Genomic DNA, 12,735 nt, shown 5'->3' with positions numbered 1-12,735 from the left:
AACCATAAGCGGCCGTTACCTGAATAACGGATATGCCCCCAAAAACAGCAGAACTTGCACCCCCCGCGCTCCCATGAAATAGTCAGCCAAGCAAGTGCTTGGTTGGCTACCATCGGAACACAAAGGAGCGCGTCCATGTCTGTCGCTATTCGTTTGCCGCTGCAAGTCTTCTTCGACCGCGAAGCCCGCCACCCACGGCAACGATTCCTGGTTCAGCCCATCAAAGGCGGCGAGGTCCAAACCCTCACCTGGGCCGAAGCCGGTCACCAGGCCCGCTGCGCCGCCCACTGGCTGCGAGCCCGCGACCTGCCCCAGGGCTCCCACATCGCCCTGATCTCGAAAAACTGCGCCCACTGGATCATCGCCGACCTCGCCATCTGGATGGCCGGCCACGTCTCGGTCCCGCTCTACCCCAACCTCACCGCCGACTCCGTCGCCCACGTACTCGAGCATTCCGAAGCCGCACTGGCATTCATCGGCAAACTGGACGACTGGCCCGCCATGTCCGCCGGAGTAAAGGCCGACCTGCCCACCATCAGCCTGCCGCTGTGCCCCGATGGCGAATTCGATTTCACCTGGGCCGACCTGCAAGCCTGCTCACCCATTCAGGACAACCCCGCGCCCGCAGCATCCGATCTAGCCACCATCATCTACACCTCCGGCACCACCGGCCTGCCCAAGGGCGTGATGCACAGCTTCGGCGCGCTGGCCTTCGCGGCCATCCGCGGCACTGAACTGTTCGGCCTGGGGGAGGGCGACCGCCTGCTGTCCTACCTGCCGCTGTGCCACGTCGCCGAACGCATGTTCGTGGAGATGGCCTCGATCTACACCGGACAGACAGTATTTTTCGCCGAGAGCCTCGACACTTTTCTGACAGACCTCAAACGGGCGAGGCCAACAGCGCTGTTCGGCGTACCGCGGATCTGGACCAAATTCCAGATGGGCGTCTATAGCAAAATCCCCGCAAGCCGCCTCGATACCTTGCTGCGCTTGCCCTTCATCGGCAAACGGGTCGGCCACAAAGTGCTCGCCGGGTTGGGCCTGGACGCTGTGCGCGTGGCGATCTCCGGTGCAGCCCCCGTGCCCGAAGCACTGTTGGTCTGGTATCGCCGGCTGGGCCTGGATGTGCTGGAGGTCTATGGCATGACCGAAAGCTGCGGCTACTCCCACGTGTGCCGCCCCGGCCAGCAGAAACTCGGCTGGATAGGCCCGCCATGCCCGGACGTCGAAGTGCGCATCGGTGACGACGGCGAAGTCCAGGTACGCAGCGGCGCGACCATGCTCGGTTATTACAAGGACCCGGCAAAAACTGCCGAGACCCTCACCGCCGACGGCTTCCTGCGCACCGGCGACAAGGGCGAGCAGGGCACCGATGGCCGCCTGCGGCTGACCGGGCGGCTCAAGGAAATCTTCAAGACCAGCAAAGGCAAATACGTGGCCCCGGCGCCGATTGAAAACCGCCTGGCCGAACATGCACGCATCGAGCAGGTGTGCGTGGTGGGCGATGGCTTGAGTGCGCCCATGGGCCTGTGCGTGTTATCTGCCGTGGGCCTGCAAGATGCCGCAGGCGCTGGGCGCCAGGCTTTGCAGGGCAGCCTTGAACGCTTGCTGGAAGAGGTCAACCAGGTGCTGGATAAACATGAGCGCTTGCGCCAACTGGTGGTGGTGAAAGACAGTTGGGCGGTGGAAAACGGTTTTCTCACGCCGACCTTGAAGATCAAGCGCAACGTGATTGAATCAGCCTACGGGTCGCAGTTCCTGGCCTGGAGCGAGCGCTCCGAAGCCGTGCTGTGGCAGGATTGAGCACTGACATAAAACCAATAAGGACCGATCAATGAGCCTGTGGCGCACCCAACCGAATATCGAGCAACTGAATGCGATTCAGAAAAACACCATCGGTGAAGTACTGGATATCCGCTTTGAACGTTTTGACGACGAGTCCCTGACGGCCAGCATGGTGATCGACCACCGCACCCATCAACCCTACGGCCTGCTGCACGGCGGCGCGTCGGTGGTACTCGCGGAAACCGTGGGCTCCATGGCCAGTTACCTGTGCATCGACGCCAGCAAGTTCTATTGCGTGGGCCTGGAAATCAACGCCAACCACCTGCGCGGCTTGCGCAGCGGGCGGGTGACGGCGGTGGCCAAGCCGATTCATATCGGGCGCACCACCCACGTGTGGGACATCCGCCTGACCAGCGATGAAGGCAAGGCCAGCTGCGTGTCGCGCCTGACCATGGCCGTGGTGCCGCTGGGCGAGACGCCGCCGGCCCGATAGGCGTGGCGTGAGTGTCATCACTCCTGGCAGTTACAGTCATTGCCGTGACTGCCCGGTCTGGGGAGAATCAACACTCTGTTTACGATGATGGATCAGGTATGTCGCAGCACGTGTTTTTCGCTCACGCCAATGGCTTTCCTTCGGCGACCTACGGCAAATTGTTTGCCGCCCTGGCCCCGGAGTACGCCGTCGCGCATTTGCCGCAGCACGGTCACGACCCCCGGTTTCCAGTGGATGACAATTGGCAGAACCTGGTGGACGAACTGATCCACCACCTTGAGCAACAACCCGAGCCGGTGTGGGGCGTGGGCCATTCGTTGGGTGGCGTGCTGCACTTGCACGCGGCCATGCGTTGCCCGCAGTTGTATCGCGGGGTGGTGATGCTGGATTCCCCGGTGCTGACCCTGGCGGATCGCTGGGTGATCCGCGCGGCCAAGCGCTTCGGTTTTATCGACCGGCTGACCCCGGCGGGGCGCACCCTGGGCCGTCGTGAAGAGTTCGCCGACCTGGCGGCTGCGCGCCAGTACTTCGCTGGCAAGACCTTGTTTCGCGGCTTTGATCCCGACTGTTTTGATGCCTACCTGCAACACGGCCTGGAGTCGGTGGGTGATCGCCTGCGCCTGCGCTTTGATCCGGCCACCGAAATCAGCATCTACCGCGGCGTACCCCACACCAGCCCCGGCCAGGCCCGGCAACTGAAAGTGCCGCTGGCGGTGGTGCGTGGTCGCCAGAGCCGGGTGGTGATGCGTCACCATGCCAGCGGCGTGGGGCGCATGCCCATGGGCGAAATGCTGACCATGCCCGGCGGCCACATGTTTCCCCTTGAACGCCCACAGGACACCGCCACTTTGATCAAGAACCTGTTTGCCCGTTGGGAAGCTCGCCAGCGCGAGCGCAGTTGCGCATGACTGCGCCCGTCGAAGAAGTCCGCCTGGCGCTGCCGCACATCGAGTTGGCGGCGCATCTGTTCGGCCCTGAAGATGGCCTGCCGGTGATTGCCCTGCATGGCTGGCTGGACAACGCCAACAGCTTCGCCCGGCTGGCACCGAAACTCGATGGCCTGCGCATCGTTGCGCTGGACATGGCCGGCCATGGTCACTCGGCCCATCGACCCGTTGGCGCCGGTTATTCCCTGTGGGATTACGTCCACGACGTGCTGCAAGTCGCCGAACAACTCGGGTGGAAACGTTTTGCATTACTTGGCCACTCCCTCGGCGCCATCGTTTCCCTGGTGTTGGCCGGCGCCTTGCCGGAGCGGGTGACGCACCTGGGATTGATTGATGGCGTGATCCCGCCGACCGGCACCGCAGACAACGCCGCCGAACGCCTCGGCATGGCGTTGCAGGCGCAAATGAACCTGCAGGACAAGCGCAAGCCGGTGTACAGCACCCTTGATCGCGCGGTGGAAGCGCGGATGAAAGGCGTGGTGGCAGTCAGTCGTGAAGCCGCCGAACTGCTGGCCCAGCGTGGCTTGATGCCCGTGCCGGGTGGTTACACCTGGCGCAGCGACAGCCGCCTGACCCTGGCCTCCCCCATGCGCCTGACAGAAGAACAGGCGATGGCCTTCGTGCGCCGAGTCGGCTGTCCGACACAGTTGGTGGTCGCCGAAGACGGCATGTTGGCGAAACATTCCGAATTGCTTTCCGGGCTTCCGTTCCAGGTGACTACCTTGCCCGGTGGCCATCATTTGCACCTGAATGACGAGCCAGGCGCTACCCTTGTTGCAGACTGTTTCAATCGGTTTTTCTCCACGCCTTGACTTGGCGGGGTCAACTGCCGAGGCTGGGCGGATCGAAAGGGAGTCAACCATGAACGATCTCAACACCGCAGCGCACCCCAATGGCCAGGGCGCGCCGATCCGATGAGTATGCCGAAGGGATTTTTCCGTGTTCTGGGGCTGTGCTGTTTCAGCCCGCTGGTGTTTGCCGCCGACGTACCGGGTAGCCAGGACTTGCCCGCCGTGGCCCGTCAGGTCGACGCGCAGATCGTCGACTACCGTCCCGCCGAAGAGAAAGAACGTATCTACCCGCTGGGCTCGATCCGCAAGATCAGCGGCCAGCTGCGCTATGAAGGCCAGGCCACCGCCCGCGGCCAAGCCACTGCCATCACCTACGAACTGCCTGCCGAGCACACCTCCAGCGCCGCCTTTACCGCCACCCGTGAAGCCTTGCAGGCCCAGGGCGCGCAACTGCTGTTCTGGTGCCAGGCCCGTGACTGCGGCGAAAGCAGCCTGTGGGCCAATGAAGTGTTCGGCAATGCCAAGCTGGTGGGCGCCGACGGCCAGCAGGAATACCTGCTGCTGCGCCTGGCGGCCCCGCAGGACAACTCCCTGGTCGCGTTGTACGGCATCACCCGGGGCAATCGACGGGCGTACCTGCACGTGGAGCAGATGGACGCCAGCGCACCGCTGGGCGATTTGCTGCCGACCTCCGCTACGCTGCTGCGGGAACTGAAAAGCACCGGCGAGCTGGATTTCCCCCAGCTGGGCGCCGAACCTGACGCCACCTGGCTCACCCTTATTTCCCGCGGATTGAACCTGGATGCCACGTTGCGGGTCAGTTTGACCGGGCCCACCGCCGAGGCATGGCGTCAGGGCTTGATCGATCAGGGCGTACGTGCGGCGCGCCTGGAAACCGGCACCACTGAAGCCAAGGGTTTGCACCTGCATCTGATACGCTGACCGTTCCAGGGCGAACGGACCCGCGCCGTTCGCCTAAGCTCTTCCTCTTACAGACTTCTTTTCGAGAAACCACATGCTCAATAACGATCGCCTGCTGGTGCAGATCCTGCTGCTGGTGTTGTTTGGTGCCAGCTTCTGGGTGATGGCGCCTTTCTGGTCGGCGCTGTTCTGGGGCGCGGTACTGGCGTTTGCCAGTTGGCCGGTGATGCGCTTGCTCACCCGCTGGCTGGGCGGTCGCGAATCGCTGGCCGCCGGGATCCTGACCCTGGTCTGGATGCTATTGGTGGCGTTGCCGCTGGTTTGGCTGGGGTTCAACCTCGCCGACCATGTGCGCGATGCCGTGGGCCTGATCAAGGATATCCAGGTGGATGGCTTGCCTGCGGCGCCCACCTGGCTCGGTTCCATTCCCTTTGTCGGCGAACGATTGGTGGCGATGTGGGACAGCATCGACCAGCAGGGCGCGGCACTGATGGTCACGTTGAAACCGTACCTGGGACAGGTCGGCAACTGGTTGCTGGCCCGCAGTGCGCAGATCGGCGGCGGCATCCTGGAACTGACACTGAGCCTGGTGTTCGTGTTCTTTTTCTACCGTGACGGGCCGCGCCTGGCGATGTTTGTGCATCGCTTGCTGGAGCGGTTGATCGGCGACCGGGCGGGTTATTACATCGAACTGGTCGCGGGTACGGTGCAGCGGGTGGTCAACGGTGTGATCGGCACCGCTGCCGCCCAGGCCTTGCTGGCGCTGATCGGCTTCTGGATTGCCGGTGTTCCGGGGGCTTTGGTGCTGGGGATCGTGACGTTCCTGCTCAGCCTGATTCCGATGGGCCCGCCGCTGATCTGGATTCCGGCCACCGCCTGGCTCGCCTGGAAGGGCGACTACACCTATGCGGTGTTCCTCGGTGTATGGGGCACGTTCATCATCAGCGGCGTCGACAACGTGCTCAAGCCCTACCTGATCAGCCGTGGCGGCAACCTGCCGCTGGTGATCGTGTTGCTGGGGGTGTTTGGCGGGTTGATTGCGTTCGGCTTTATCGGCCTGTTTATCGGCCCGACATTGCTGGCGGTGGCGTATAGCTTGTTGACCGACTGGAGTGCCACCCAGGCTCAGGTGCGGCGGGAAGATAAAACCGGGCAGTAATGGTTCCTGCAAGGCGCAGGAACCATTCCTACGCCCTTGGCAGCCACATTACGGCGGTAAGGCCGCCGCCCGGAGTTTCCTCCAGGCTCAGCCGTCCACCGAGGCGTTCCACGGCTTCCTTGGAAATCGTCATGCCTAACCCCACGCCACCGGAATTGCGGTTGCGCGAGCCTTCCAGACGATAAAACGGTTCAAACACCGCCTCGCGTTTATCCGCCGCAATGCCCGGGCCGTGGTCGATTACCTTCACCACCAGCGCCTGCGGAGTGTCCGCGAGTTCGATGCGCGCGGTGCCGGCGTACCGCAGGGCGTTGTCGATCAGGTTGTTCAGGCACGAACGCAGGGCCATCGGTTGCACTTGCAGCGGCGCGCACTCACCACTGCATTGCACATCGGAGCCACGGTCCTGGGCGTTTTCACTCAGGGACTCCACCAGCGCCTGCACATCCAGCCAATGCCGGGTTTCGCTGGTGCGCTGCTCGTGCAGGTAGCTCAGGGTGGCGTCGAGCATGCCGATCATGTCGTCCAGGTCCTGGCGCATCTGGCCCTGCAGCTTGGTGTCTTCGATCTGTTCCAGGCGCAGCTTGAGCCGTGACAGCGGCGTGCGCAGGTCGTGGGACACGGCGCCCAGCATGCGGGCACGCTGGGTGACCTGTTCGCGGATGCGCTTTTGCATCAGGTTGAAGGTCGATGCCGCTTGCCGCGCCTCCCGTGGGCCGGACTCGTTCAGCGGTGGGCTGTCGAGGTCCAGGCTCAGGCGCTCGGCCGCGGCGCTCAGGCGCTGGATTGGCCGGCTGAGCAGCTTGGCGCCGTACCAGGCGGCAATGATCAGCGAGATAAACTGGAAGGTCAGCGGTACCACAGGCCCGCCGAACCAGGGACGGCGATGCTCCTTGGGCATTGGCGTCAGGCTGCCGTCCGGTTGCTCGATGAAGGTCTCGTGGGGCGGAGGGGGCGGCGGGCCATAATGGTGAAACCAGAAGAATGCCAGCGCGTGGGCCAGCACAATCGCCACCAGCAACACGCCGAACAGCCGCCCGAACAGGGTGTTGAAGGCGTTGCGCATCAGCCGATATCTCGGGCGTCGAACAGGTAGCCTTCACCGCGTACGGTCTTGATCAACTGCGGGGCCTTGGGGTCGTCCCCCAGCTTCTGGCGCAGGCGCGAGACCAGCAGGTCAATACTGCGATCAAAGGCCTCGATGGAGCGACCCCGGGCCGCGTCCAGCAATTGTTCACGGCTCAGTACCCGGCGCGGGCGCTCGATAAACACCCACAGCAAACGGAATTCGGCGTTGGACAGCGGCACCACCAGCCCGTCGTCGGCCACCAGCTGGCGCAGCACGCTGTTGAGGCGCCAGTTGTCGAAGCGGATATTCGCCCGCTGCTCGGTGCGGTCATCCCGCACCCGGCGCAGGATGGTCTGGATGCGCGCTACCAGTTCACGGGGCTCGAAGGGCTTGGACATGTAGTCGTCGGCCCCCAGTTCCAGGCCGATAATGCGGTCGGTAGGTTCGCAGCGGGCGGTGAGCATCAGGATCGGGATGTCCGATTCCGCCCGCAGCCAGCGGCACAGCGACAGGCCGTCTTCGCCCGGCAGCATCAGGTCGAGCACCACCACGTCGAAGGTCTCGGCTTGCATGGCCTGGCGCATGGCCGCGCCATCGGTCACGCCGCTGGCGAGAATGTTGAAGCGTGCCAGGTAATCGATCAGCAGTTCGCGGATCGGCACGTCGTCGTCGACAATCAGTGCGCGGGTATTCCAGCGTTTGTCTTCACCGACAAGCGAGGCTTTTTGATCGTCATTCAGCACAGGAGTCAGGGTTTGCATGGTGCGATCATCTACCTGGTTGGCCGCCGGGCCGAAGTTCGGCGGAGAGGTTGTTGCGTTCAGCATAGGCGCCCAGCCCCGGGGCTGGAAGTTCTGTACGATGGTTCACGTGTGCGAGGCTAATCTTCGGGGGTATTGCAGGCATGTCGGGAATGTATCTGTTTCGACACAATTGCCCGGGAGCCCGCAATCTGGCGGCTAAATCGCGAATTACCGATCATCGGATCCCGCAAACCCGCTGCTTGCGCTACAATCCGCGCCGATTTCGACTTGCCTGAGAGCCCATTCCAATGTCCGCCTGCCAGACTCCTATCATCGTCGCCCTGGATTACCCCACTCGTGACGCCGCACTGAAGCTGGCTGACCAGTTGGACCCCAAGCTTTGCCGGGTCAAGGTTGGCAAGGAACTGTTCACCAGTTGTGCCGCCGAAATTGTCGGCACCTTGCGTGACAAAGGGTTCGAGGTGTTCCTCGACCTGAAATTCCACGATATCCCCAACACCACCGCGATGGCGGTCAAGGCCGCCGCCGAAATGGGCGTGTGGATGGTCAACGTGCACTGCTCCGGCGGCTTGCGCATGATGGCTGCGTGCCGTGAAGTGCTCGATCAGCGCAGCGGCCCCAAGCCACTGCTGATTGGCGTGACCGTGCTGACCAGCATGGAGCGTGAAGACCTGGCCGGCATCGGCCTGGACATCGAGCCACAGGAACAAGTGCTGCGCCTCGCGGCCCTGGCGCAAAAGGCTGGCCTGGACGGCCTGGTGTGCTCGGCGCTGGAAGCCCAGGCGCTGAAGACCGCCCACCCGGCGCTGCAACTGGTGACCCCGGGGATTCGCCCGGCGGGCAGCGCCCAGGACGACCAGCGTCGCATCCTGACCCCGCGCCAGGCCCTGGATGCCGGTTCCGATTACCTGGTGATCGGTCGCCCGATCAGCCAGGCGGCCGACCCGGCCAAGGCGCTGGCAGCGGTAGTTGCCGAGATTGCCTGACCTACCCGACCTGAAGCGGGCACGGTAAAAAAATGTGGGAGCGGGCTTGCTCGCGAAGGCGGTAGAGCAGTCACCTTATGCATTGACTGTCACACCGCCTTCGCGAGCAAGTCGAACCGTCGCACCGCCGCTCCCACATTTGGTTCTGCGGTGTGTCAGTTGACCTTCAACACCAACTTCCCAAAGTTCTCACCGTTGAACAGTTTCATCAGCGTTTCCGGGAACGTCTCCAGCCCCTCGACTATATCTTCCTTGCTCTTGAGCTTGCCCTGAGCCATCCAGCCGGCCATTTCCTGCCCGGCAGCGGCAAAATTCGCCGCGTGGTCCATCACCACAAACCCTTCCATGCGCGCACGATTGACCAGCAGTGACAGGTAGTTGGCCGGCCCTTTGACAGCTTCCTTGTTGTTGTACTGGCTGATGGCGCCGCAGATCACTACGCGGGCTTTCAATGCCAGGCCGCTGAGCACGGCATCGAGAATGTCCCCGCCGACGTTATCGAAATACACGTCCACACCTTTCGGGCACTCGCGCTTGAGGCCGGCATGCACGTCTTCGTTCTTGTAGTCGATGGCTGCATCAAAACCCAGTTCATCCACCAGGAACCTGCATTTGTCGGCGCCGCCAGCGATGCCTACCACGCGGCAGCCTTTAATCTTGGCAATCTGCCCGGCAATGCTGCCCACCGCGCCTGCCGCGCCGGAGATCACCACGGTCTCGCCGGCCTTGGGCGCGCCGGTGTCCAGCAGGGCGAAGTAAGCGGTCATGCCGGTCATCCCCAGCGCCGACAGATAACGCGGCAACGGCGCCAGTTTCGGATCGACCTTGTAGAAACCCCGCGGCTCACCGAGGAAGTAATCCTGCACACCCAAGGCACCGTTGACGTAGTCGCCCACGGCAAATTTCGGGTTGTTCGACGCGATCACCTTGCCTACGCCCAAGGCGCGCATGACTTCGCCGATACCCACCGGTGGAATGTAGGATTTGCCCTCGTTCATCCAGCCACGCATGGCCGGGTCCAGGGACAGGTATTCGTTGTGCACCAGCACCTGGCCGTCCTGGGGTTTACCCACCGGCACTTCCTGGTAAGTGAAGGTGTCCCGCGTGGCCGCGCCGACCGGGCGTTTGGCGAGCAGGAATTGGCGGTTGGTCTGGGCAGTCATGGCAGCGACTCTTGAGAAGTGGACCTTGAGTGATAGACCCTTCGGGCTGCACCGGCAAGGTGCGCGGCACCTGCGAATGCCCACCGATCCACTGCAATGATAGTGATGAGGGTGCCGTTATCACTGCGGCTCATGGTTCGCCAACCGGGCTTTTGATAGTGCTGACGCGCCGATGGTGGCTCTGGCTAGACTGGGGTCATCGAGCATCCCCATCGAAGGAACATCCACCATGAGCATGACATTTTCCGGCCAGGTCGCCCTGGTGACCGGTGCGGCCGCCGGCATTGGCCGCGCCACTGCGCTGGCGTTCGCCGCTGAAGGCTTGAAAGTCGTAGTCGCCGACCTGGACGCGGCTGGCGGCGAGGGCACTGTGGCGCTGATTCATCAGGCCGGTGGCGAAGCGGTGTTTGTGCGCTGCAATGTCACCCTCGAAGCGGACGTGCAGCAGTTGATGCAGCAGACCGTGGCCACCTATGGCCGGTTGGACTATGCCTTCAACAACGCCGGGATCGAGATCGAGAAGGGCAAGCTGGCGGACGGCAGCCTGGATGAGTTCGACGCAATCATGGGCGTCAACGTCAAGGGCGTGTGGCTGTGCATGAAGTATCAACTGCCGTTGCTGCTGGCTCAGGGCGGCGGCGCCATCGTCAACACGGCTTCTGTGGCAGGGCTTGGGGCGGCGCCGAAGATGAGTATCTATGCCGCGTCCAAGCACGCGGTGATCGGCCTGACCAAGTCGGCGGCGATCGAGTACGCGAAAAAGAAAATCCGCGTCAACGCGGTATGCCCGGCCGTGATCGACACCGATATGTTCCGCCGTGCCTATGAAGCTGACCCGCGCAAAGCCGAATTTGCCGCCGCCATGCACCCGGTCGGGCGTATCGGCAAGGTCGAGGAGATCGCCAGCGCAGTGCTTTATCTGTGCAGCGACGGTGCTGCCTTCACCACGGGCCAGGCATTGGCGGTGGACGGTGGCGCGACCGCGATTTAGGAAGTGAGACGGATGCCATTCAGAAAAGCGTTGGAGGCGCTGTGGGGTTTTTCCGCAGGTGGCCAGATGCCGCACCTGAATGTGTTTCACTAGGTAAATAATTCAATTAAATCAATGATTTAATAAATCTTGATCGCGGCTGTCATTGGGCTTCTGTGCTTAACTGGTTTGGGTTAAATGACAACAGTTTAAGTGAGTGGCTCATGGATTTAGGGATCGATCGACAAGCCCTTGTACCGGTAGTGCAGCAAATCGTCAGTGCGCTGGCCGCCTGGATTCGCGAGAGCGGCGCCAGCCCCGGGACGCGGTTGCCCTCGGTGCGGCAACTGGCCCACGAGAACCTGCTCAGTCAGTCCAGCGTCATCGAGGCGTTCGAGCGGATGGTTGCCCAAGGGGTGCTGGCCTCAAGGCAAGGCGCCGGTTTCTGTGTGGCCCAGCCACCCGCCGAGCGTGGTCTTCGCGGTGAAAACCAATGGTATGAGGGCGCCGAGTCGGGGTGGGGCGCCTTCATCGACAATCAACTGGGCGAACTGAAACTGGGATGCGGCTGGCTGCCGGACACCTGGCGCGAGAGCGACGACATCAGCTACGCGATTCGTGAAGTCACCCGCACCGACACCGCGGCCGTCTTCAACTACAGCACGCCGCTGGGCCTGCCGGCCCTGCGTGAACAGCTGCTCAAGCGCCTGGCGCACATCCAGGTGGCAACCCGGGTCGAGCATATCCTCACCACCCACGGTGCGAGCCATGCCCAGGACCTGCTGATCCGCACGCTGCTCAAGGCCGGCGACACCGTGGTGGTGGAAAGCCCGGGGTACGGCAACCTTTACCGCCAACTGGCCTTTCATGGTGTCAAGCTGCTGGAAGTGCCGCGCACCCGTGGCGGCCCGGACATGCATGCCCTGGAAGCGCTATTGCGCGGGCACCGGCCCAAGTGCCTGTTCATCAACAGCCTGTATCACAACCCCACCGGCACCAGCCTGTCCCTGGCGGTGGCCGAGCGCTTGCTGCAACTGGCCCATTCCCAGGACTTCTTCATCATCGAGGAGGACGTCTATGGCGACCTGCAACATGCTACGTGCACCCGGTTGTCGGCGTTGCCCCACGAGGACCGGGTGATCTATGTCTCGAGTTTTTCCAAGACCCTCAGCAGCGCCTTGCGGGTGGGGTACCTCACGGCCAGCGGGGCGATCATCGCGCAATTGGCCAGGGTCAAGACCTTGACCGGCATCGGCACCTCGCGGTTTGCCGAGGCGGTGGTGGCGACGTTGCTGGCCAATGGTACCTACCGCAAGTGGGTGCAACGCCTGCGCCGGCGGCTGAGCACGGAAATGGCCATGACCCTGCAGGTGCTGGAAGACGAAGAGTGGGAGGTGTTTGCGGTGCCGGCGGGGGGCATGTTCCTCTGGGCGCGCCCTGGTGTCGGCGACCGTTCCACCGTGCAGGCGCGGGCTCGCCGGCTGGGGGTGTTGCTGTCGCCGGGGACGCTTTTCAGCCCGACGGGCGAATCCAGCGACTGGCTGCGCATCAATGTGGCCTACGCTTCTGATCAGCGTGCACTGGCGTTGTTCAAGGCCATGGGGCCGGCAGGATCGACCTCTACCATTCTGAAAACGACGAGGATGTAGCTTTTTGCCATTATTGTGGCGCCAAACCCTTGTATTCA

The 12,735-nt window shown here is 63.0% G+C and carries 12 protein-coding genes; 9 read left to right on the top strand and 3 right to left on the bottom strand.

Features of this window, described 5'->3' with window-relative positions; all coding sequences use genetic code 11:
* Positions 1-135 precede the first annotated feature (135 nt).
* The 6 genes from HX818_RS29100 (at position 136) to HX818_RS29075 (ending at position 6,096) form a co-directional block, all read left to right on the top strand.
* Positions 136-1,803: an AMP-binding protein gene (locus HX818_RS29100; RefSeq protein ID WP_102369643.1), complete on the top strand. Its 1,668-nt coding sequence runs from the start codon at positions 136-138 to the stop codon at positions 1,801-1,803.
* A 31-nt stretch (positions 1,804-1,834) separates the two neighbouring features.
* The gene (locus HX818_RS29095; protein ID WP_003217165.1) at positions 1,835-2,278 is read left to right on the top strand and encodes a hotdog fold thioesterase; all 444 of its coding nucleotides are present in this window, start codon (positions 1,835-1,837) and stop codon (positions 2,276-2,278) included.
* 98 nt (positions 2,279-2,376) lie between these two features.
* Positions 2,377-3,186: an alpha/beta fold hydrolase gene (locus HX818_RS29090; protein ID WP_177021218.1), complete on the top strand. Its 810-nt coding sequence runs from the start codon at positions 2,377-2,379 to the stop codon at positions 3,184-3,186.
* A complete protein-coding gene (locus HX818_RS29085; RefSeq protein ID WP_087695368.1) occupies positions 3,183-4,037 on the top strand; it encodes an alpha/beta hydrolase in 855 nt (284 codons plus the stop codon). The genes HX818_RS29090 and HX818_RS29085 overlap by 4 nt, the downstream gene beginning before the upstream one ends.
* A 102-nt stretch (positions 4,038-4,139) precedes the next feature.
* Complete coding sequence (locus HX818_RS29080; protein WP_177021217.1) at positions 4,140-4,958, top strand: DUF4892 domain-containing protein; 819 nt, start codon at positions 4,140-4,142, stop codon at positions 4,956-4,958.
* Positions 4,959-5,031: 73 nt separating this feature from the next.
* Positions 5,032-6,096 (top strand): AI-2E family transporter, encoded by a 1,065-nt coding sequence (locus HX818_RS29075; protein WP_003217173.1) that lies wholly within the window; start codon positions 5,032-5,034, stop codon positions 6,094-6,096.
* A 28-nt stretch (positions 6,097-6,124) separates the two neighbouring features.
* Here HX818_RS29075 and HX818_RS29070 read toward each other — a convergent pair whose 3' ends face one another.
* Both HX818_RS29070 and HX818_RS29065 read right to left on the bottom strand, forming a co-directional pair.
* Positions 6,125-7,162: a cell wall metabolism sensor histidine kinase WalK gene (locus HX818_RS29070; RefSeq protein WP_003217175.1), complete on the bottom strand. Its 1,038-nt coding sequence runs from the start codon at positions 7,160-7,162 to the stop codon at positions 6,125-6,127.
* Entirely contained in the window at positions 7,162-7,926 is a 765-nt protein-coding gene (locus tag HX818_RS29065; RefSeq protein ID WP_032898726.1) for a response regulator, read from the bottom strand. The genes HX818_RS29070 and HX818_RS29065 overlap by 1 nt, the downstream gene beginning before the upstream one ends.
* Positions 7,927-8,216: 290 nt before the next feature.
* On the opposite strand from HX818_RS29065, the gene pyrF reads away from it, so the two are divergent.
* Positions 8,217-8,915: an orotidine-5'-phosphate decarboxylase gene (gene pyrF / locus HX818_RS29060; protein ID WP_003217180.1), complete on the top strand. Its 699-nt coding sequence runs from the start codon at positions 8,217-8,219 to the stop codon at positions 8,913-8,915.
* Between the two features lie 155 nt (positions 8,916-9,070).
* Here the strand turns inward: pyrF and HX818_RS29055 are convergent, their stop codons facing one another.
* The gene (locus HX818_RS29055) at positions 9,071-10,078 is read right to left on the bottom strand and encodes an NADP-dependent oxidoreductase (protein WP_177021216.1); all 1,008 of its coding nucleotides are present in this window, start codon (positions 10,076-10,078) and stop codon (positions 9,071-9,073) included.
* A 229-nt stretch (positions 10,079-10,307) separates the two neighbouring features.
* Here HX818_RS29055 and HX818_RS29050 point away from each other — a divergent pair, with 229 nt between their 5' ends.
* Positions 10,308-11,069, top strand: coding sequence for an SDR family oxidoreductase (locus tag HX818_RS29050; RefSeq protein ID WP_008431261.1), 762 nt, complete (start codon positions 10,308-10,310; stop codon positions 11,067-11,069).
* A gap of 203 nt (positions 11,070-11,272) precedes the next feature.
* A complete protein-coding gene (locus HX818_RS29045; RefSeq protein ID WP_134327080.1) occupies positions 11,273-12,697 on the top strand; it encodes a PLP-dependent aminotransferase family protein in 1,425 nt (474 codons plus the stop codon).
* Positions 12,698-12,735: the final 38 nt, after the last annotated feature.

This window comes from Pseudomonas sp. F9001, assembly GCF_013385435.1.
Taxonomy (GTDB): Bacteria; Pseudomonadota; Gammaproteobacteria; order Pseudomonadales; family Pseudomonadaceae; genus Aquipseudomonas.
This window is presented reverse-complemented; position numbering and strand designations above follow the sequence as displayed.